The following is a 20083-nucleotide window of genomic DNA, read 5'->3' on the forward strand; positions in this document are numbered from 1 at the left end:
CCGCGGCGTCGGCGCCCGCGGCGTCGGCGCCCGCGGCGTCAGTGCGGGCGGTGGCGGTGGCGCGCGCGTGCAGGAACAGGGCCGCGGCGGCCGGTAGGTGGTCGGGCAGCGGTTGCCCGGGCATCCCCCGGAGTCCGAGACCGGGCAGGCTGCGCTCGATCAGGCCGGTATCGAGGCGACCGGCACGCACGTCGGGGTTGTGCAGCAGCAACCGGAGAAACTCCACGTTGGTGTGCACCCCGAGCACCACGGTGTCGGCGAGTGCCCGGTCGAGGCGGGCGAGGGCCTCGGCGCGGTCAGCACCCCAGGCGATCACCTTGGCGAGCATCGGGTCGTAGACCCCCGAGATCGGCAGGCCCGGACGCAGCGAGCTGTCGACCCGGATGCCCTCGCCGACCGGTTCGGACAGGCTGCGCACGGTGCCCTGGCTGGGAAGAAAACCGCGCGCCGGGTTCTCGGCGTAGAGGCGCGCCTCGATCGCGTGCCCGGTGAGCACCACCTCCGCCTGGGTCAGCGGCAGCGGTTCCCCCGCGGCGATGCGCAGCTGCCACTCGACCAGATCGAGGCCGGTGACCAGCTCGGTCACCGGGTGCTCCACCTGCAGCCGGGTGTTCATCTCCATGAAGAAGAACTGGTCCGGGGCCGCATCGGAGACCAGGAACTCCACCGTGCCGGCGCCGGTGTAGCCGACGCTCCGGGCGGCCTGGCAGGCTGCCTCGCCGATGCGTGCACGCGTGGCCGGGTCGAGCAGCGGCGACGGAGCCTCCTCGATCACCTTCTGGTGGCGGCGCTGCAGGGAGCACTCGCGCTCACCGAGATGGATCACGGCGCCCGAAGCGTCGGCGAGCACCTGCACCTCGATGTGCCGGGGCTGATCGATGAAGCGCTCGAGCAGCAGCGTGTCGTCGCCGAACGCGCCCTGCGCCACGCGCCGCGCCGTGACGAGCGCCGCGGCGAGCTCGCCCGCGGCGTCGACCCGCAGCATCCCCTTGCCGCCGCCGCCCGCGGACGGTTTGATCAGGAGCGGGTAGCCCACCTCCACGGCGGCGGCGATGAGCTGGTCGTCGGTCTGGCCGGGCCGGGAGAACCCGGGAATGACGGGCACACCGCTATCGGCGACATGGTTCTTGCCGCGGATCTTGTCGCCCATCACGGCAAGGGCGTTCAGACCCGGTCCGACGAAGACGAGGCCGGTGGAGGCGCAGGCGCGGGCGAAGGCCTCGTTCTCACTGAGGAATCCGTAGCCGGGATGCACGGCGTCGGCGTCGGTGGCCGCCGCGGCCGCCAGGATCGCGTCGATGTTCAGGTAGCTCGCCTGCGGCGCGGCCGGGCCGAGGCGCACCGCGGCGTCCGCGAGGCTCACGTGCAGCGCATCACGGTCGGCGTCGCTGTAGACGGCCACCGAACGGATGCCCATCGTGCGCAGGGTGCGGATGATGCGGCAGGCGATCTCGCCGCGGTTGGCGACCAGCACGGTCTCGAAGGGTGTCAAGCGCGGTGTCGGTGCGTTCGGTGTCGGTGCGTTCGGTGTCGGTGCGTTCGGTGTCATGGTGCGCCTCACATCCGGAAGAGGCCGAAAGCGGTCTCGGGCAGGGGCGGCCCGGAAACGACGTCGAGGGCCAGGCCCAGCACGGTGCGGGTGTCGGCCGGGTCGATCACCCCGTCGTCCCAGAGCCGGGCGGTCGAATAGTAGGGGCTGCCCTGCCGCTCGTATTGGGCGGTGACGGGCGCGGTGACCTCCTCCGCGGCATCCGTCGACCAGGGCAGGCCGGCCTTCTCCCGCTGCTCGCGTTTGACGGTGACGAGAACGGATGCGGCCTGCGGGCCGCCCATCACGGAGATGCGGCTGTTCGGCCACATCCAGAGGAAGCGGGGCGAGTAGGCACGGCCGCACATGGAATAGTTGCCGGCGCCGAACGACCCGCCGATCACGACCGTGAGCTTGGGCACGCGCGCGGTGGCGACGGCGGTGACCATTTTCGCGCCGTTCTTGGCGATGCCGCCGGCCTCATAGTCGCGGCCGACCATGAAACCGGAGATGTTCTGCAGGAACAGCAGCGGGATGCCGCGCTGGTCGCACAGCTCGATGAAGTGTGCCCCTTTGAGGGCGGATTCGGAGAACAGCACACCGTTGTTGGCGATGATGCCGACCGGATGGCCATGCAGATGCGCGAAGCCGGTGACCAGGGTCGTACCGTACTCCTTCTTGAACTCATGGAACTCGCTGCCGTCAACCAGACGCATGATCACCTCGTGCACGTCGTAGCGGCCCTGCGGGTCGGTCGGCACCGCGCCGTAGAGCTCGGCCGGGTCGGCAACGGGGTCGACGGCCGGCAGCCGCGGCCAGGCCGGCGGCGGAGGCGCGGGCAGGTAACGCACGATGTCGCGCACGATCTGGAGTGCGTGCTCGTCGTCCTCGGCGAGGTGGTCGGTCACCCCGGAGGTGCGGGCATGCAGGTCACCGCCGCCGAGCTCCTCGGCCGTGACGATTTCGCCGATCGCGGCCTTCACCAGCGGCGGGCCGCCGAGGAAAATTGTTCCCTGGTTCCGCACGATCACGGTTTCGTCGCTCATCGCCGGCACGTAGGCGCCGCCCGCGGTGCAGGATCCCAGCACGGCGGCGATCTGCGGGATCTTGGCCGCCGACATCCGGGCCTGGTTGTAGAAGATGCGGCCGAAGTGGTCACGGTCGGGGAAGACCTCGTCCTGCAGCGGCAGAAAGGCCCCGCCCGAATCGACCAGGTAGACGCACGGGAGCCGGTTCTCGAATGCGATCTCCTGCGCCCGGAGGTGCTTCTTGACCGTCATCGGGTAGTAGGTTCCGCCCTTGACGGTGGCGTCGTTGGAGATGACGAGCACGTGGCGGCCGTGGATCAGCCCGATCCCGGCGATCAGGCCGGCACCGGGGCTGTCGTCGCCGTAGAGTCCGGTGGCGGCCAGGGGCGCGATCTCGAGGAAGGGGCTGCCGGCATCCAGCAGCCGGTCGATGCGTTCGCGCGGCAGCAGTTTGCCACGGGCGAGGTGGCGCTGGCGGGAGGCCTCGGGACCGCCGAGGGCGACGACGGCGAGGCGGCGGCGCAGGTCGGCGACGAGCTCGCGGTGGGCGGTGGCATTCGCGTCGAAGGCCGGACTGGTCGAGTCGATCAGACTCGCGAGTGTCTCCATCGACGACTTCCCGCTTTCCCGCTTGAGTGTTCAGCCGGTACAGTTAGCGTGCACTAACCGAAAGTCAGGTTAGCGGTTCATAACTGAGTTGTCCAGAGTTTCCGCGTGAACGGAGCACCGAATGGGAATCCTCCCGTCCTCGCCGACGGCTCGGAGCCAGGCCAAGGCCGACCGGCGGCAGGCACTGCTCGGGGCCGCCGCCACGCTGTTCGCCCGGTCGGGCTACAACGGGGTGTCGATCGAGGACCTCGGCGCGGCCGTCGGCGTGAGCGGACCGGCCGTCTACCGGCACTTCAGCGGCAAGCCGGCCGTGCTGGCCGCGCTGCTGGTGGAGGTCAGCGAGACGCTGGTGGCGAGCGGGCAGGCCGTGGTCGCGGGCGCTCCGGATGCCGCGGGCGCACTCCACGCGCTGGTGCGCTTCCACACGGACTTCGCCCTCTCGCATCCGAACGTCATCCGCGTGCAGGACCGGGACCTGGACAGCCTCGCCGCCCCGGACCGGCACCAGGTGCGCGCCCTGCAGCGCACCTACGTGGAGCTGTGGGTGAGCGTGCTCGGGCAAGTGCACCCCGAGGTTGATGCGCAGCTGCTGCGCATCCGTGCCCAGGCGACGTTCGGACTACTGAACTCGACCCCGCACACGCTGCCGGCGTCGCCGAGCGGCAAGGTGCGGCCGCTGCTCGAGGAGATGGCGCTCGCGGCGCTCGGGGCCGGGGGGCTCGCGCCCGCCTAAGCCTCGCGGGCGGGGGCTCGCGCCGGCGTGAGCCGGGCATCCGTCGACGTCGACCGTTCTGGTCAAGATCAACCGGTGTGTCTGTCGACCTCGACCGGAAGTGTCGATCTCGGCGGTAGCCGGGGCTTAGCGGCTCAGTCCACGAGCCATCAGACGAATTAGTCGCGGGCTCAGTCGCCGGCTCAGGAGACGGTGGTGCAGACGCAGAGCTCGTTGCCCTCAGGGTCGGCCAGGACCCACCAGTCGGGGGCGTGCTCGTCGGTGAGGAGATCGCCGCCGGCGGCGATGACGTCCTGCACCCGGGACTCGGCGTCGATCGTGGGCAGATACACGTCGAGGTGGATGCGGTTGCGCTCGGTGCGAACGATATCCATCGTCTGGAACCAGACCCGCGGGCCCTGGCCGTGTGGATCGACGAGTTCGATCTCGCCCTCGCTGTCGATTTCCACGTAGCCGAGACCCACCCGCCAGAACGGCCGGATCGCTTCGGCGTCGGTGCAGTCGATCGCCACGTCGTAGCGGGCCGGCCGCACCGGCGCACGGTCGGCGCCCTGCGCATCCGCGAGTTCCTGGATGCGCAGCGCAAGCCGCAGGTCGCGGTCGGTCACGCCGCCGGCGTCGTGGGACGAAAGGCGGAAGCCGACTTGGCCGTAGCCGAGCCGCACGTCGGGGTGGTGATTCATCGCATCCGCCGCCTCGGCAACCTGGTCGACCAGGCGCACAGCCGAGGCGAAGTCCCGGGTCGTGAACGAGCCGTGCAGGGCGCCGTCGAGGTGGACGAAGGCTCCGCCGGCGAGCACGGACTCGGTGTCGAGAGGGGTGAGGAGGGTGCCCAGTGATTTCATCCCCCCACTCTGCTGCGCGGTCCGAGCCCCGTCAAGGCGCGCTCGGGGGCATCCGTTGCCGGCCGGCTCCCGCAGGCTGCGAACCAATTCGACGGAGATTCTTGGAAAAATGCCCGTCTTTACCCAAATTTCGGGCTGTGGGTGCGAAAACTCCGTCGAATTCGTTAGGGGCTGACCACTGACTCCTAGAGGAGGGCGAGGGCGCGCGCGGGGTTGGCGAGGATGCCGGCGACGTCGGTCAGGAACCGGGCCGCCTGCTCTCCGTCGACGAGACGGTGGTCGAAGGCGACGCTGAGAGTGACCACCTGCCGCAGCGCGACCTCGCCGCGATACTCCCACGGCCGCAGCGCAATCGCTCCCAGCGCGAGGATCACGGCCTCCCCCGGAGGCAGGATCGGCGTGCCCGCATCGATGCCGAACGAGCCGATGTTGGTTATCGAGATCGTGCCGCCGTGCAGGGCGGCCGGGCTGGTCGCTCCCGCCCGGCCGGCGCTGGTCAGCGCGGCGAGCGCCGCGGCGAGGTCGGCGAGAGCCAGCCGGTCGGCATCCGGGATGTTGGGCACGATCAGCCCGCGCGGCGTGGCAGCGGCGATGCCGAGGTTCACGTAATGGAACTGCACGATCTCGCCGGCCGCCTCGTCCCAGCGGGTGTTGACCTCGGGCGTGCGGGCGACGGCGAGGCAGAGCGCCTTCGCGACCACGGCAAGGACGCCGATGCGCGCGTCGGCGAACCCCCGGTCGCGTTTCAGCGCGTCGATCAGCTCGATCGTCGGCGTCACATCCACGGTCAGGAACTCCGTGGCGTGCGGCGCGGTGAAGGCGCTCTGCACCATGGCGGCGGCGGTCTGCTTGCGCACACTCCGGATCGGGCTGCGGGTTTCCCGGGCACGGGGCTCGGATGCCGGGGGCCGGTCATCCGGTTCGGCGCGCCCGAGCTCGAGTCCCGGTTCGTTCGGTGTGTGGCAGACGCCGAGGGCTGCGGGGGCGGCGTACGCCGCCACGTCCTCCCGGATGATGAAGCCCGTCGGACCGGTCCCGGTCACCTGGGTCAGGTCGACGCCCAGTGTGCGAGCCAGCGCGCGCACCGGCGGCGTGGACCGCGGGCGCTCCCCGGTAGCCGGCACCTCCCGAGCCGCGGGTGACGCGGCCGACGTTAAGGCCGGCGTCGACGTCGAGGCAGGCGCCGACGTCGACCTCGCTGCCGGAGTAGAGACCCCGGCCCGGCCCGGCGTATCCGTCGCCCCCGCGCGGGCCCGTCGCTGCGGCCGCCCGCCACGCTCGGCCGCTGCGCCGTACCCCACGAGCACGGCCAGCCGTTCGGGCTCGCCAGCAGGAGCCGTAGGACCAGCAGGAGGCGCAGAAGCCGCACCGGCGGGAGAAGCGGCCGAAGGAACTGAGGGAGGCTCAGCGCCGGCGACCTCGAAGGAGACGATCGGGTCACCCACGTGCACGGTGGTGCCGGGCTGCTGGTGGAGTTCGGCGACCACACCCGCGAAGGGCGACGGCAACTCGACGACGGCCTTGGCCGTCTCGACCTCGGCGATGAGCTGGTTGAGCGTCACCGTGTCGCCGGGCGCGACCCGCCAGGCAACGATCTCCGATTCGGTCAACCCCTCGCCGAGGTCGGGCAACCTGAAAACCTTGATCATCGTCGTCGTCCCAGCACTCGGTCGACCCCATCGAGCATGCGGTCGAGGTCGGGCAGGTGGTGGCTCTCCAACTTCGCCGCCGGGTACGGGATGTCGAAGCCGGTGACCCGCACCGGTGCGGCCTCGAGGTAGTCGAAGCAGCGCTCGGTGACCTCCGCGATGATCTCGCCACCCAGCCCGCCCGAGCGGGCGGCCTCGTGAGTGACGACGAGCCGGCCGGTTTTGCGAACGGATGCCTCGACGGCGGCGTAGTCGATGGGCGAGAGCGAGCGCAGGTCGATGACTTCGACCGAGATGCCCTCGTCGGCGGCGGCGAGCGCGGCATCCGTCGCCGTGGTCACCAGCGCTCCGTAGGCAATCAGCGTGACGTCGGTGCCGGCGGCCACGACCCGGGCACTCTCGAAGGGCTCGCCGAGTTGCGGGGTCACCGGGCCGGCAACGTGGTAGCGGCGTTTGGGCTCGAAGAAGAGGACCGGGTCGTCGGAGGCGATCGCCTGGCGGATCAGGCTGTAGGCGTCCTGCGGGTTCGAGACCGCGATCACGCGCAGGCCCGAGGTGTGCGTGAAGTAGGCCTCGGGCGATTCGGAGTGGTGCTCGGCGGCGCCGATGCCGCCGCCGAACGGCACCCGGATGGTGATGGGCATGCGCAGGGCCCCCTGGGTGCGGTAGTGGAACCGGGCCACCTGGCTGACGATCTGGTCGAATCCGGGGAAGATGAAGCCGTCGAACTGGATCTCGCAGACCGGGCGGTAGCCGCGGTACGCCAGCCCCACCGCGGTGCCGATGATGGCGGACTCGGCCAGTGGGGTGTCGACGACCCGGTTCGGCCCGAACTCGGCGAGCAGGTCGCTGGTCACCCGGAACACGCCGCCGAGGGCGCCGATATCCTCGCCGAGGAGCACCACCTTCGGGTCGTCGAGCATGGACTGGCGCAGCCCGGCGTTGATCGCCTTGGCCAGGGTCAGGGTCTTCGTGTCCGTCAGCGCCGCCTCGATCGGCGACACCGGCGTCGAGCCGTTCGCGCGTGTAGCCGGAGCACTCCGGATGGTTTCGATTGACATCAGACCTTCTCTCCGGTCGGCTCGAAGCTCGCCAGGTAGGCCGCGTACTCCGCACGCTGGCGGTCGACCCCGGTGTGCGGGGTGGCGTAGACGTTGGCGAGCACGGTCAACGGCTCCGGGTCAGGCAGGCCGATGCAGCCGGCGCGCAGCTCGGCGGCCGTGGCGTCGGCCAGAGCCTGGGTCTCAGACTCCAGCTCGGGGGTGAACAGGCCGAGAGAGTCGAGCAGCCGTCGCAGTCGCAGGATCGGGTCTTTCTTCGCCCACTCCTCGAGTTCGGCCGCCGGCCGGTAGCGAGTGGGGTCATCCGCGGTCGTGTGCGGGCCCATCCGGTAGGTGACGGCTTCGATGAAGGTGGGGCCTCCCCCGGTGCGGGCCCGGTTCAGGGCCAGCCGGGTCGCGGCCATCACGGCCAGGACGTCGTTGCCGTCGATTCGGAGGCTGGGAATGCCGAACCCGGGGGCCCGGCCGGCGATGCCGAAGCGGGTCTGCAGTCCGACCGGCTCGGAGATGGCCCAGTGGTTGTTCTGGCAGAAGAAGACCACCGGCGCCTGAAAGCTCGCCGCGAACACGAGCGCCTCGCTGACGTCGCCCTCGCTGGTCGCGCCGTCGCCGAAGTAGGCCACGGCCACCGAGTCCGCGCCGTCGAACACGGCTCCCATCGCCCAGCCCGTGGCGTGCAGGGTCTGCGCCCCGATGATGATGCTGGGCGTCGCCATTCGGTACACCAGCGGGTCCCAGCCGGATTGCGCGGTGCCGCGCCACACCCGGAGGATGTCGGTGGGCGCTATGCCCCGGCACCAGGCGACGGCGTTCTCACGGTAGCTGGAGAAGACGAAGTCGTCGGCGCGGAGCGCGCGGCCCGAGCCGATCTGCGCGGCCTCCTGGCCGAGCAACGGCGGCCAGAGCCCCAGCTCTCCCTGACGCTGCAGCGCCGTGGCCTCGGCGTCGATGCGGCGCACCACCACCATGTCCTGGTAAAGCGCCGCGAGGTCGGCCCCGGTCACCTCCGCGACCCAGGGATCCAGATCGGCGTCGGCCAGCCGCATCCCCTCGGGGCTCAGCAGCTGCAGAAGAATGTCGGGGGTCTCCCCGGTGTGGACAGTGTGCATCAGATGCGCTCCCAGCGTCGTTGCCGAAGTTGTTGAGAGCGTACGATTCCGAAACACGGAGCACAACCATGACAATGAATTTTGAGCAATTTGCCCTATTCATGGGGCACCCTGCCTGCTACCTTCGAGCAGTATGCACAGTCTGGACAAAGTCGACTTACAGTTGCTCCGCGCTCTATGCGCCGAACCGCGCAGCACGTTCGTGGCGCTCGCCCAGCAGCTGCGCCTCTCCCGCAACACGGTGCAGGCGCGCATGGCCAGGCTTGAGGAGTCGAACGCGTTCCTCTCCTTCGACCGCCGCATCAACCCGGTCGCGCTGGGCTATCCGCTGACGGCCTTCATCGAGGTGCACGTGCAGCAGAAACGCCTCGCCCAGATCGTGGCCGAGCTCGCCCGCATTCCGCAAATCGTGCAGGCGCACGGCATGAGCGGGGCGACCGACATCCTGGTGCGCGTGGTGTGCGCGGATGCCGACGACCTGTTCCGCATCGACGGCACCATCCTCGCCTGCGAGGGTGTCGATCGCACCGAGACGTCCCTGGCCATGGGCGAGCTGATCCCCTACCGGATCACCCCGCTGCTGGAGCGTACCCGCCCATGACCGCGCTGCCGGTGACGTCCCTGCCGATGTTCCCGCTCGGGTCGGTGCTGTTTCCCTATATGCCGCTGCAGCTGCGGGTGTTCGAGGACCGCTACCTGGTCATGCTGTCGCGCATCCTCAAGGAGGAGCCGGCCGAGTTCGGCGTGGTGCTGATCGAACGCGGCCAGGAGGTCGGCGGCGGCGAGCGGCGGTTCCACTACGGGACCGTGGCCCAGATCACCGAACTCGAGGCCTCCGAGGGATTCGTCGGGGTGACCGCCCAGGGCGAACGCCGGGTCGAGGTCATCGACTGGCTGACCGAAGACCCGCACCCCCAGGCCACGGTGCGCGACCTTGCCGAGCTGGACTGGGACGACGACCTGCTGCCACTGCGGGACCGGGCCGAGCAGGCCGTGCGACGCGCCCTGGCCCTCGCAAGCGAATTCGCCGACCAGCTCTGGCCCTCGACGGTGGAGCTGTCCCGGGATCCGACGGCGGCCGCCTGGCAGATCGCCGGCATCGCCCCGCTGGGCCCTCTGGACCAGATCGAACTGCTGCGGTCCACCTCGATGGAGCAGCTCCTCACGGCGGTGATCGAGTACACCCAGGAAGCCGTGGACTCCCTCAGCGCGCCCTGGCCCGAAGAATAACCCCAATCTATTTGATAAATTCATCATATAGGTATATAAAGAAGTAATGATGTATCGTGCCACACGGAGCCTGAGTTGAGCGTGAAACGACTCCTGAACCTTATCCGAACCAGTGGCCGCATCGCCGAAGCGGCCCCACCGGCCCCGGCCCTGTTCCCCAGCGCCGAGGTCTTCGGCGGCAGCGTGCAGGTGCGCTTCATCAACGCCGGCAGCTGCAACGACTGCGCGATGGAGGTGCAGAGCGCGTTCGGCCCGGTCTACGACGTCGAACGCTACGGCATCCGTCTGGTCGCGTCGCCGCGTCACGCCGACGTGCTCGTGATCACGGGTGCCGTGACCCGCAACCTGATCGAGCCGATGCGCCGCACCATTGACGCCACGCCGACCCCCCGCTTCGTGATCGCGGTCGGCGACTGCGCCATCACCGGCGGCGTCTTCGCCGAGGGTTACGGCGTGGCCGGGCCGGTGTCGGACTTCGTGCACGTCGACCTGTCCGTGCCGGGCAACCCGCCCGAGCCGGCCGTCATCGTCAAAGCACTGCGCCGGATGACCGGTCGATGACCGCCCTCGAAGCCGGCATGCTCGGCCAGACCCTGCTGCTCGTGGTCGCCATCGCCGCGGCCCTGCTCACACCCACCTCATGGCGCTCGCGGGTCAGCGGATTTTTCTGCACCCTGCTCGCCGTGGCCGGCGTCGTCACCGGTGCGATCGCGCTCTCCGGCGGCACCGGGTCGCTGAGCATCCCCACCGCCCTGCCGATGGACCCGCTCGTGCTCTCCCCCGACCGCCTCGGCGGACTGGTCATGGTGGTCGTCTCCGTCGTCGGCGTGCTCGCCTCCCTGTTCGGGATCGGCTCGGCCCGCGTGGCCTCGGCCTCGCGCACCTCGTGGCTGTCGATGGCCGTGTTCCTCTCCGGCATGCAGCTCGTGCCGGCCGCAACCGACGTGGTGTCGTTCCTGCTGTTCTTAGAGATCATGACGCTCGGCTCCACGGCGCTCCTGCTGGCCCACCACGCCACCCGCGGCACGGTCGCCTCCGCCCTGGTCTGGTACTCGGCGATGTCGCAGCTGAGCTTCTTCTTCGTGCTGGCCGGCTTCGCCATGCTCGCCGGCCTGGCCGGCGGCACCGGGTTCGCCGACCTCGCCACCATCGATCCCTTCACCTGGCAGGCGAGCGTGGCCTTCCTGCTGCTGCTGCTCGGCTTCGGCGGCAAGGCTGAGCTCGTGCCCCTGCACGTCTGGGTTCCGCGGGTGCTGCCCGAGGCCCCCGGCCACGTCGCCGCAGCGATGAGCGGCGCGATGGTCAACATCGGCGTCTACGGCGCACTCCTCGTCGTCGTACGGCTGCTGCCGAACGGCCCGGCCTGGTGGGGAGTGCTGATCATGGTGCTCGGCGGGGTGTCCGCGCTCTACGGGATTCTGCAGGCCTCCGTGGCGAGCAACCTCAAGGTGCTGCTGGCCTACTCCACGACCGAGAACATGGGGCTGGTGTTCCTGGGGCTCGGGGCATCCGTTTTGCTGCGCGCCGACAACGCAGCTGCCGCGGCCGACGCGGCCCTTGTCGCCGCCCTGCTGTTGATGCTCAGCCACGCCGCGTTCAAGTCCACCCTGTTCCTCGGGGCCGGCGCCGTGGCCCGCGCGGCCGGCGAGATGAATCTCGACCGACTCGGCGGCCTCGGCAGCCGGATGCCCTGGACCGCCGCCGCGTTCGGCGGGGCCGCCATGGGCGCCGCGGCCCTGCCCGTCACGAGCGGGTTCGTCGCCGAGTGGATGCTGCTGCAGGCTCTGATCCACGGTTCACGGGTCGACGGGGAGGTCGTCTCCGTCGCGGCATCCGTGGCCATGCCACTCGCGGTCGCCGTGATCGCCCTGACCGCCGGGCTGGCCCTGCTCACCTTCGTCAAGGCCTACGGGATCGCCTTCCTGGCCCGCCCGCGCTCCCGGAAGGCCGCACTGGCCGACGAGGTGCCCGTCATCATGCGCATCCCGCTCGTGCTCGGCGCCGTCCTCGTGGTCGGGCTCGGCCTGCTACCGGGCCCGCTCGCCGTGGCCATCGGCTCGGCCGTGGGCCCGGCGTTCACCCCCGACGTGCGCACCATCGGCCTCGCCGGCCTGGACGCCCGCGGCATCGACGCCGTACTCGACCCCACCACCTTCATCGTGCTGGCCGGCCTGCTGCTCGCGCCCGTGCTGATCACGCTGTTCATTTCCGCCCGGCGCCACCCCACCCGTACCTCGCCGCTCCCCTGGGCCGGCGGCGGGTCACGGCTGCGGCCGCGGATGCAGTACACGGCCACCTCGTATGCCGAGCCGCTGGTGCGCGTCTTCGACGACGTGCTCCGGCCCACCCGCGACGTGGAGGTCACCCACGTGGGTGAATCCCGCTACCTGGTGGAACGCGTCCACGTGGAACAGACCGTGTCCGACGTGGTCGAGACCCGGCTCTACCGCCCGGTGCTGAACCTCATGCAACGGTTCGGCATTCTGGCCCGACGCGCGCAGAACGGCAGTATCCATCGCTACCTGTCCTATTCCTTCGTCGCCCTGCTTTCCGTTCTGATCGTGGTGTCCCTGTGACCGGCGCCGCGGCGATCAACATCGCCCTGGTTCAGCTGGTGCTGTTCGTGTTCCTCGCCCCCCTCCTGATCGGCGTGATCCGCCAGGTGCGGGCTCTCCTCGAAGGCCGGGCCGGTTCCGGCATCTGGCAGCCGTGGCGCGATGTGCGCAAGCTCCTGGCGAAGAACCCGGTGCGCGCCGCCGACAGCAGCTGGATGCTCGCGGCCGGTCCGGTCACCCTCCTGGTCTCCAGCCTGCTGCTCTGCGCACTGCTGCCGCTGGTCGGCACCCTGCCGCTGCCGCTCATCCCCAGCGACCTGTTCGTGATCGTCTCCATCATGCTGGTCGGCGTGGTGGCCCTGGCCCTGGTCGGCCTCGACGCCGGCACCGCGTTCGGCGGAATGGGTTCCAGCCGTCACATGACCGTCGCCGCTCTGGTCGAGCCGACCCTGCTGCTCGCGGTCTACGCGCTCTCCATCCCGGCCGGCACCTCCACCCTCTCGCTGATCGTGGAGACCCGGCTCCTGAATCCGGCCGTGATCATCTCCCCGGTCAGCCTGCTGGCCATGGTCGCCCTGGCCATCGCCATCATGGCCGAGACCAGCCGTCTGCCGGTCGACAACCCGTCGACCCACCTCGAAGTGACCATGCTGCACGAGGCCATGGTGCTCGAGGCCTCCGGCCGCGACCTGGTCTGGCTCGAACTCGGCTCCTGGCTCAAGCTGGCCGCCCTGCTCGGCCTGCTCAGCAACCTGATCGTGCCGTGGGGAATCATGACCGACTTCTCGGTGCTCGGCGTGATAGTCGGCGTGGGCGCCGTCACCGTGAAAATCCTGCTGCTGGGCGTTGTGCTCAGCGTGGGTGAGGTCTTCCTGGCCAAGGCGCGGCTGTTCCGCGTGCCCGAGCTGCTGGCGGGGTCGTTCGCCCTCGGCCTGCTGGCTGTCACCGCTTCCTACCTGGTCGCTTAGGAGCATCCGTGTTCACCACCATTTACCCGCAGCTGATCGGTCTCTGCACCGGCACCCTGCTGCTCACCAGCGCCCTGATGGTCTGGCGGCACTCGCTGCTGGCGTCGATCCGGCTGCTCAGCGTGCAGGGCTTCGCGCTGGCCGCACTGGTCGCCGTGATCGGCCTGGAGGAGGGCGAGGTCGAGGTGATCCTCGTCTCGCTGCTCGTGCTGCTGGTCAAGGGTATGGGCCTGCCGTGGGTGCTCGCCCGCGAGACCCACGCCACCACCCGAACGGATGAGGCGCCGCGCCTCAACCCGACGGCGGCCCTGCTGACCGTGGCGCTTCTGACCATCCTCAGCTACGTCGTGGCCAGTCGGGTGCTCGCCGGCGACATCAGCATCTCGGCACACGCGGCTCCGATCGGCCTGGCCATGGTGCTGATCGGTTTCCTGCTGCTGGTCACCCGCCGGCAGGCCGGATCACAGCTGATCGGCTTCCTCGTGCTCGACAACGGCATCGCCACCGTCGCGTTCCTGACCTCGGGCGGTGTGCCGCTGTTCCTCGAGCTCGGCATCTCCCTCGACGTGCTGCTGGTCGTCGTCATCCTCTACGTCTTCGCCGGCCGTATGCGCACCAAGTTCGGCAACACCGAGATCGATCAGCTCAGAAAGTTGCACGACTGATGTCATTCGCCCTCTGGACCCCCCTGGCCATTCCGGCCCTCCTCGCCGTGCTGAGCCTCGGCGTGCCCTCCCCCGCACTACGCCGGCTCAGCCCCATCGCCTCCAGCGTCGCCGTGCTCATCTCGGGCCTGCTCCTGGTGAGCGTCGTGCTCGCGGACGAAGTTCCCACACTGGGCGGCGGGCTGCTCCGCGCCGACGCGCTCAGCGCCTACATGCTCACCGTGGTCGGCGCCGTCGGGCTTGTCTCCACCTGGGGCGGGCTCGGCCACGCGACGGCCGAGCCCGCGCGGTTCACCGGCTCCTACGACGCCCTGATCTCGATCTTCCTGGCCGCGATGAGCCTCGCGGTGCTCGCCGACAACATCGGCCTGATGTGGGCCGCGGTCGAGGCCACCACCATCGCCACGGCCTTCCTGGTCGGCCACCACCGCACCCCCCGATCGCTGGAAGCTGCCTGGAAGTACGTCATCCTCGGCTCCGTCGGCGTGGCCATCGCCCTGCTCGGCATCGTGCTCATCTACGCCGCCTCGCGCGGCACGGGCGAGGCAACCCTGTCCTGGCTCGTGCTCAGCCAGGCCGGCCTGCCACTCGACCCCGCGTTGATCCGCGCCGGCGGCGCCCTCGCCGTGCTCGGCTTCGCCACCAAGGCCGGGCTCGCCCCCATGCACAGCTGGCTGCCCGACGCGCACAGCCAGGCGCCCGCGCCCGTCTCCGGGCTCATGTCCGGCGTCCTGCTCGCGGTCGCCCTCTACGCCATCCTGCGCATTCAGACCATCACCGACGCCGTGATCGGGCCGGATTTCCTGCGCATCATGCTCAGCGTCGGCGGGCTGCTCTCCCTCTTCGTGGCGGCGGCGCTTCTGATCCGCCAGCGCGACTTCAAACGGATGCTGGCCTACTCCAGTATCGAGCACATGGGCATGATGGCCGTCGGCGCGGCCATCGGCCCGGCGGCCCTGCCGGCCGTGCTGCTGTACGTGCTCGGCCACGGGCTGACCAAGGCCACCCTGTTCGTGATCTCGGGCCGCATCCTCGAGGTCGAGGGCACTCCGAAGATCGACGACGTGCGCGCCCTGCTCGTGCGGCGGCCGGGGCTGGCCGTGCCCTGGCTGATCGCCATGGCCGCTCTGATCGGGTTCCCGCCGTTCAGCATCTTCTTTTCCGAGGTCGGCATCATCGTGGCCGGCTTTTCCACCGGCCTGGGCGTGGTGGTCGGCATCGCTCTGGTACTGCTGCTCGTCATCTTCGCCAGCCTCACCCGGTTGACGGTGGCCATGACGATCGGGGCGCCTGCGGCCACGGCCTTCCCAGTCGTCCCGGCTGCGGGGGCCGGGGCATCCGTCACCGGAGCCGTCCCGGTCTCCGTTCCGAGCGCATCCGTCACCCTGGCGGACGCCGAGCCGCACCCGGACGACCCCCTCGTGCCGGACCGGTCGGGGCACGGGCCGATGCTGCCGCTCATCCTCGCCCTGGGCACCACCGCGGTGGTGGCCTTCATAGCGGAGCCGGTCGGCACACTCCTGACGCGTGCGGCCGAGGTTCTGGGAGGAATCCAATGACGACCCCGAATCCGGTGCGAGCCGCCACCCCCGAGGTGCGCACGCTCACGCGCGACGAACTCCGGGGCGAAGCCGCCGCCTTGCTGACCGATGGAAACCGGCTCGCGCTGGTCGCGGGCCACGACGACGGCGACCGGCTGCGCGTGGTCTACTCCTTCGTCGCCGTCTTCCCCCGGCGCCAGATCGACCTCGTCGTGCCCGTCCCCTATGACGACGCCTGGATTCCGAGTCTGGCCGACCTCTCGTTCCCGGCCGGCAACTTCGAGCGCGGCACCCGCGACCTGTTCGGCGTGCGGCCGGCGAACCACCCTCAGCCCCACCGGTTGGTGCGCCACGGCCACTGGCCCCGCGGCTGGTACCCGATGCGGAAGGACGCCACGGCCACCCCCGAATTCGAACCCGACGTCGAGTCGTTCCCGTTCGTGGAGGTCGAGGGCCCCGGGGTCTACGAGATCGCCGTCGGCCCCATCCACGCCGGCATCATCGACCCGGGCCACTTCCGCTTCTCCGTGGTCGGCGAGACCATCGTGCGGATGGAAGCCCGCCAGTGGTACATGCACCGCGGCGTCGAGCGGCTCTTCGAGGGTCGTCTGCCTGCGGACGGCATCGATATGGCCGAGCAGATCGCCGGCGACACCGTCATCGGCCACACGCTGGCCTACACGATGGCGATCGAGGCGGCCTCCGGCATCGAGATCTCCGAGCCCGACCGCCTGCTGCGCGCCCTGCTGCTCGAACTCGAACGCCTCTACAACCACGTCTCCGACCTCGGTTCGCTGGCCAACGACGTGGGGTTCGGCGTCGTGAACTCGCACACTCAGCGGCTCCGCGAAACACTACTGCGCATCAACAAGACCGTCACCGGCCACCGCTTCCTGCGCGGGGCGCTGTCGGTGGGCGGGGTACGCGTTCTCGCCCTGCCGGATTCCGCCGCCCTCCGCGGCGTCGCCGCCGACGTTCAGGAGATCATCGCGATCACCCTCGGGCACGCGATCGTGCGGGACCGGTTCACCGGCACGGCCCCGTTGCCCACCAGCCAGGCCGAGGCCATGGGCACGCTGGGCTATGTGGCGCGGGCATCCGGTGTCGACGCCGACGCCCGCCGCGACCATCCCTTCGTCGATCTGGGTGAGCACTTCCACGTAGTCACCGACACCGGCGGCGACGTGCTCAGCCGCTACCGGGTGCGCGCGGGCGAGTTCGAGGTGTCCATTGCGGTGGCGATCGACCTCATCGCCCGGCTGGGCGCGCACCGTGGTGGTGCGGCCGCGGCGTCATCTCCGGTGGCGGCGACGACGGATGCGGCGACGACGGATGCGGCGAGCGGCCTTGCCCTCGTCGAGGGCTGGCGCGGAACCATCTGCCACCGGGTCGAGCTAGGGCCAGACGGTGCCATCACGCGGCTGAAGGTCGTCGACCCGTCCTACTTCAACTGGCCTGCGCTGCCCGTGGCCCTGTCCGAGACGATCGTGCCGGACTTCCCCCTCGTGAACAAGAGCTTCAACCAGTCCTACGCCGGCAACGACCTCTAGCGGCGCGTCCGCTATAGCCCGGTGTCGAACCAATTCGTCCGGGACGGAGCAGGCCTAGGGCTCGGGCTACTGCGAGTCCTGCTCGATGGTGCGGAGCAGGGCGTGGGAGTCTTCAAGGCTGGACACCAGCATCCGTTTGGAGATGGCCAGGAGCTCGGCGACACCCGGGTCCCGCAGGCCGTAAAAGATGGTGTTGCCCTCTCGTCGGGTGGCGACAACGCCGGCGCGGCGCAGGACCCCCAGCTGCTGGGACAGGTTCGACAGTTCGGCGCCGAGCACCTCGGCCAGGCTGCCGACGGAGCGTTCCCCGCCGGCCAACTGCTCCAGAACCTGCACCCGCAACGGATGCCCGAGAGCCTTGAAGAGGTCAGACTTCAATTGGGCCATGGGTAGTCCGGTCATCGACACAGTCTGATCATATCGCTAACCTGTAATACTTTCAAATAGGTGCTGGTCTTGAGCCGCGGGGAACGGGATCGGCCGCCGGATCGGGAACACGCGCGACATCGGGCGGGCACTCGACCACCGCGGGATGCAAAAAGCCCGCCCTGCCGGAGCAGGACGGGCTTTCCGTCTAGCCGACTAACCTGGCGAGAGGTTGTCGGTAGATCTAGCGGACTACGCCTCGGTCGGAACCGGTGCGTCCTCGGTGCCGGCCTCAGCCGACTCATCGAGGACCGGGGCGAGCGAGAGCTTGCCACGGTCGTCAATCTTGGTGATCTCCACGAGGACCTTCTGGCCCACGCCGAGCACGTCTTCGACGTTCTCAACCCGCTTGCCACCGGCGAGCTTGCGCACCTCACTGATGTGCAGCAGGCCGTCCTTGCCGGGGAGCAGGGAGACGAATGCGCCGAACGCGGCGATCTTGACGACGGTTCCGAGGAACTGCTCGCCGATTTCCGGGTTGGTCGGGTTCGCGACGGCGTTGACCATGGCGCGAGCGGCCTCGGCCGACGGTCCGTCAACGGCGCCGATGTACACCGTGCCGTCTTCCTCGATGGAGATGTCGGCACCGGTCTGGTCCTGGATCGAGTTGATCATCTTGCCCTTCGGGCCGATCAGCTCGCCGATCTTGTCGACCGGGATCTGGACGCTGATCACGCGGGGCGCGGTCGGTGCCATCTCGTCGGGACGGTCGATGGCGGCGTTCAGCACGGCCAGGATGGTCGCGCGAGCGTCCTTGGCCTGGGTGAGCGCGCCGGCGAGAACGGATGCCGGGATGCCGTCGAGCTTCGTGTCGAGCTGGATCGCGGTGACGAACTCGCTCGTGCCGGCGACCTTGAAGTCCATGTCGCCGAGGGCATCTTCGGCGCCGAGGATGTCGGTGAGAGCCGCGTAGCGGGTCTTGCCCTCAACGGTGTCGGAGATGAGGCCCATGGCGATGCCCGCGACAGGTGCGCGCAGCGGCACACCGGCGTTGAGCAGTGACAGAGTCGAGGCACAGACGGAACCCATCGAGGTGGATCCGTTGGAGCTGAGCGCCTCGGAGACCTGACGGATGGCGTAGGGGAATTCCTCACGCGTCGGCAGCACGGGGACCAGGGCACGCTCAGCGAGCGCTCCGTGGCCGATCTCGCGGCGCTTCGGCGTTCCGACGCGGCCGGTTTCACCGGTCGAGTAGGGCGGGAAATTGTAGTTGTGCATATAGCGCTTCTTGGTGACCGGGCTCAAGGAGTCGATCGTCTGCTCGAGCTTGAGCATGTTCAGCGTGGTGACACCCAGGATCTGGGTCTCGCCGCGCTGGAAGATCGCGGAACCGTGCACGCGCGGGATGATGGCAACCTCGGCGTCGAGCGGGCGGATGTCCGCGAGCCCACGGCCGTCGATGCGGATGCCCTCGTTGAGAACGCGCGAGCGCACGACGAGCTTGGTGACCGACTTGTACGCGGCGGAAACCTGGTTGTTCGCGCTGGCGTCGAGTTCGCCGGCAGCGACCTTGGCCGCGATGGTCTCCTTGACGGATGCCTTGAGCGCGTCATCCGCATTCTGGCGCTCAATCTTGTCGGCGATCTGATAGACGGCCTTCAACTGGTCGTACGCGAGAGCGGCGACGGCGTCGTAGGTGGCCGGCTGGTAGGGCGGGAACACCGGGTAGGCGCCGGTCGGCTTGGCGGCCGAGGCGGCAACCTTCTGCTGCGCCTCGATGAGCTGCTTGATGAAGGGCTTCGAGGCTTCGATGCCCTCGGCGATGACCTCTTCGTTCGGCTTGATGGCGCCGCCCTTGATGAGATCCCAGGCGTTGTCGGTGGCTTCGGCCTCGATCATCATGATCGCGACGTCCTGCGCGCCGTTGGCGTCGGTCACCACACGACCGGCGACGACCATGCTGAACACGGCGTCGACGATCTGCGAGTGCTTCGGGAAGGCAACCCACTGGCCGGAGCCGTTCTCGTCGGGGATGAGGGCGACGCGAACGCCACCGATCGGGCCCGAGAAGGGGAGGCCGGCGAGCTGGGTCGACATCGAGGCCGCGTTGATCGCGAGCACGTCATAGTACTCATCCGGCGCGATGGCCAGAACGGTGACGACAACCTGGATCTCGTTGCGGAGTCCGTCGACGAAGGACGGGCGCAGCGGCCGGTCGATCAGACGGCAGGTGAGGATAGCCTCGGTCGACGGGCGACCTTCGCGACGGAAGAAGCTGCCCGGGATGCGTCCGGCAGCGTACATGCGCTCTTCGACGTCAATGGTGAGGGGGAAGAAGTCGAAGTTCTCCTTCGGCTGCTTGCTGGCGCTCGTGGCGGAGAGAAGCATGGTCTCTTCGTCGATGTAGGCGGCGGCAGAGCCCTGCGCCTGCTGGGCGAGACGCCCGGTTTCGAAACGGATGGTGCGTGTGCCGTACTTGCCGTTATCGATAACGGTTTCGGCGAACGTGATTTCTGGACCCTCCATATGGGGGTTCTCTCCTTTGGTTTTTGCTTCTCGCCATTCTGGCGATGAAGACTCGGTTGCCCGTATGGCGCGCGAGCTGGACGCGGAGAAGAAGGGTGCGAGAGCTGGCCACCAGTAGAA

17 protein-coding genes are annotated in these 20083 nt (G+C 69.4%); 9 read left to right on the forward strand and 8 right to left on the reverse strand.

All coding sequences use genetic code 11. From position 1 onward, the window contains the following. A partial coding sequence (locus E3T25_RS12545; RefSeq protein ID WP_134374593.1) for an acetyl-CoA carboxylase biotin carboxylase subunit occupies nucleotides 1-1549 on the reverse strand: 1549 nt, incomplete at its 3' end. Nucleotides 1550-1557: 8 nt separating this feature from the next. After that, nucleotides 1558-3165: a carboxyl transferase domain-containing protein gene (locus tag E3T25_RS12550; protein WP_104101127.1), complete on the reverse strand. Its 1608-nt coding sequence runs from the start codon at nucleotides 3163-3165 to the stop codon at nucleotides 1558-1560. A 121-nt stretch (nucleotides 3166-3286) separates the two neighbouring features. On the opposite strand from E3T25_RS12550, the gene E3T25_RS12555 reads away from it, so the two are divergent. Next, complete coding sequence (locus E3T25_RS12555) at nucleotides 3287-3898, forward strand: SACE_7040 family transcriptional regulator (protein ID WP_134374595.1); 612 nt, start codon at nucleotides 3287-3289, stop codon at nucleotides 3896-3898. A 182-nt stretch (nucleotides 3899-4080) separates the two neighbouring features. Here the strand turns inward: E3T25_RS12555 and E3T25_RS12560 are convergent, their stop codons facing one another. From E3T25_RS12560 to pdhA, 4 genes are all read right to left on the reverse strand, one after another. Next, nucleotides 4081-4743 carry a VOC family protein gene (locus tag E3T25_RS12560; RefSeq protein ID WP_134374596.1) on the reverse strand — a complete coding sequence of 221 codons (663 nt, stop codon included), beginning with the start codon at nucleotides 4741-4743 and terminating at the stop codon, nucleotides 4081-4083. Nucleotides 4744-4928: 185 nt separating this feature from the next. Continuing rightward, nucleotides 4929-6392 (reverse strand): dihydrolipoamide acetyltransferase family protein, encoded by a 1464-nt coding sequence (locus tag E3T25_RS12565; RefSeq protein ID WP_134374598.1) that lies wholly within the window; start codon nucleotides 6390-6392, stop codon nucleotides 4929-4931. After that, nucleotides 6389-7453 (reverse strand): alpha-ketoacid dehydrogenase subunit beta, encoded by a 1065-nt coding sequence (locus E3T25_RS12570; protein WP_134374600.1) that lies wholly within the window; start codon nucleotides 7451-7453, stop codon nucleotides 6389-6391. The genes E3T25_RS12565 and E3T25_RS12570 overlap by 4 nt, the downstream gene beginning before the upstream one ends. Next, the gene (gene pdhA, locus E3T25_RS12575) at nucleotides 7453-8562 is read right to left on the reverse strand and encodes a pyruvate dehydrogenase (acetyl-transferring) E1 component subunit alpha (RefSeq protein ID WP_134374602.1); all 1110 of its coding nucleotides are present in this window, start codon (nucleotides 8560-8562) and stop codon (nucleotides 7453-7455) included. Before pdhA ends, E3T25_RS12570 begins: the two co-directional genes overlap by 1 nt. 133 nt (nucleotides 8563-8695) lie before the next feature. On the opposite strand from pdhA, the gene E3T25_RS12580 reads away from it, so the two are divergent. The 8 genes from E3T25_RS12580 (at nucleotide 8696) to E3T25_RS12615 (ending at nucleotide 17071) form a co-directional block, all read left to right on the forward strand. Continuing rightward, the gene (locus E3T25_RS12580; RefSeq protein WP_104101121.1) at nucleotides 8696-9163 is read left to right on the forward strand and encodes an Lrp/AsnC family transcriptional regulator; all 468 of its coding nucleotides are present in this window, start codon (nucleotides 8696-8698) and stop codon (nucleotides 9161-9163) included. Continuing rightward, nucleotides 9160-9792, forward strand: coding sequence for an LON peptidase substrate-binding domain-containing protein (locus E3T25_RS12585; protein ID WP_233191416.1), 633 nt, complete (start codon nucleotides 9160-9162; stop codon nucleotides 9790-9792). Before E3T25_RS12580 ends, E3T25_RS12585 begins: the two co-directional genes overlap by 4 nt. 81 nt (nucleotides 9793-9873) lie before the next feature. Then, entirely contained in the window at nucleotides 9874-10353 is a 480-nt protein-coding gene (locus E3T25_RS12590) for an NADH-quinone oxidoreductase subunit B family protein (protein WP_198415666.1), read from the forward strand. After that, nucleotides 10350-12368, forward strand: coding sequence for a proton-conducting transporter transmembrane domain-containing protein (locus E3T25_RS12595; RefSeq protein ID WP_134374606.1), 2019 nt, complete (start codon nucleotides 10350-10352; stop codon nucleotides 12366-12368). Before E3T25_RS12590 ends, E3T25_RS12595 begins: the two co-directional genes overlap by 4 nt. Beyond that, entirely contained in the window at nucleotides 12365-13315 is a 951-nt protein-coding gene (locus tag E3T25_RS12600) for a respiratory chain complex I subunit 1 family protein (RefSeq protein WP_134374608.1), read from the forward strand. The genes E3T25_RS12595 and E3T25_RS12600 overlap by 4 nt, the downstream gene beginning before the upstream one ends. Before the next feature lie 8 nt (nucleotides 13316-13323). Beyond that, nucleotides 13324-13980, forward strand: coding sequence for a hypothetical protein (locus tag E3T25_RS12605; protein ID WP_104101117.1), 657 nt, complete (start codon nucleotides 13324-13326; stop codon nucleotides 13978-13980). After that, complete coding sequence (locus E3T25_RS12610; RefSeq protein WP_134374610.1) at nucleotides 13980-15539, forward strand: proton-conducting transporter transmembrane domain-containing protein; 1560 nt, start codon at nucleotides 13980-13982, stop codon at nucleotides 15537-15539. The genes E3T25_RS12605 and E3T25_RS12610 overlap by 1 nt, the downstream gene beginning before the upstream one ends. Beyond that, nucleotides 15536-17071, forward strand: coding sequence for a hydrogenase large subunit (locus E3T25_RS12615; protein WP_134374612.1), 1536 nt, complete (start codon nucleotides 15536-15538; stop codon nucleotides 17069-17071). Before E3T25_RS12610 ends, E3T25_RS12615 begins: the two co-directional genes overlap by 4 nt. 66 nt (nucleotides 17072-17137) lie before the next feature. Here E3T25_RS12615 and E3T25_RS12620 read toward each other — a convergent pair whose 3' ends face one another. Both E3T25_RS12620 and E3T25_RS12625 read right to left on the reverse strand, forming a co-directional pair. Then, entirely contained in the window at nucleotides 17138-17473 is a 336-nt protein-coding gene (locus E3T25_RS12620; protein ID WP_104195301.1) for an ArsR/SmtB family transcription factor, read from the reverse strand. 216 nt (nucleotides 17474-17689) lie between these two features. Then, entirely contained in the window at nucleotides 17690-19963 is a 2274-nt protein-coding gene (locus tag E3T25_RS12625; protein ID WP_134374614.1) for a polyribonucleotide nucleotidyltransferase, read from the reverse strand. Nucleotides 19964-20083 lie beyond the last annotated feature (120 nt).

It is taken from the genome of Cryobacterium sandaracinum, from assembly GCF_004403415.1.
Taxonomy (GTDB): Bacteria; Actinomycetota; Actinomycetes; order Actinomycetales; family Microbacteriaceae; genus Cryobacterium; species Cryobacterium sandaracinum.

Bases quoted from the DNA above. Each gene is read 5' to 3' on its own strand.
- E3T25_RS12560 (WP_134374596.1), bottom strand. From the start codon at position 4,743: ATGAAATCACTGGGCACCCTCCTCACCCCTCTCGACACCGAGTCCGTG.
- E3T25_RS12565 (WP_134374598.1), bottom strand. From the start codon at position 6,392: ATGATCAAGGTTTTCAGGTTGCCCGACCTCGGCGAGGGGTTGACCGAA.
- E3T25_RS12580 (WP_104101121.1), top strand. From the start codon at position 8,696: ATGCACAGTCTGGACAAAGTCGACTTACAGTTGCTCCGCGCTCTATGC.
- E3T25_RS12615 (WP_134374612.1), top strand. From the start codon at position 15,536: ATGACGACCCCGAATCCGGTGCGAGCCGCCACCCCCGAGGTGCGCACG.
- E3T25_RS12555 (WP_134374595.1), top strand. From the start codon at position 3,287: ATGGGAATCCTCCCGTCCTCGCCGACGGCTCGGAGCCAGGCCAAGGCC.
- E3T25_RS12585 (WP_233191416.1), top strand. From the start codon at position 9,160: ATGACCGCGCTGCCGGTGACGTCCCTGCCGATGTTCCCGCTCGGGTCG.
- E3T25_RS12550 (WP_104101127.1), bottom strand. From the start codon at position 3,165: ATGGAGACACTCGCGAGTCTGATCGACTCGACCAGTCCGGCCTTCGAC.
- E3T25_RS12610 (WP_134374610.1), top strand. From the start codon at position 13,980: ATGTCATTCGCCCTCTGGACCCCCCTGGCCATTCCGGCCCTCCTCGCC.
- E3T25_RS12595 (WP_134374606.1), top strand. From the start codon at position 10,350: ATGACCGCCCTCGAAGCCGGCATGCTCGGCCAGACCCTGCTGCTCGTG.
- pdhA (WP_134374602.1), bottom strand. From the start codon at position 8,562: ATGCACACTGTCCACACCGGGGAGACCCCCGACATTCTTCTGCAGCTG.
- E3T25_RS12620 (WP_104195301.1), bottom strand. From the start codon at position 17,473: ATGACCGGACTACCCATGGCCCAATTGAAGTCTGACCTCTTCAAGGCT.
- E3T25_RS12570 (WP_134374600.1), bottom strand. From the start codon at position 7,453: ATGTCAATCGAAACCATCCGGAGTGCTCCGGCTACACGCGCGAACGGC.
- E3T25_RS12625 (WP_134374614.1), bottom strand. From the start codon at position 19,963: ATGGAGGGTCCAGAAATCACGTTCGCCGAAACCGTTATCGATAACGGC.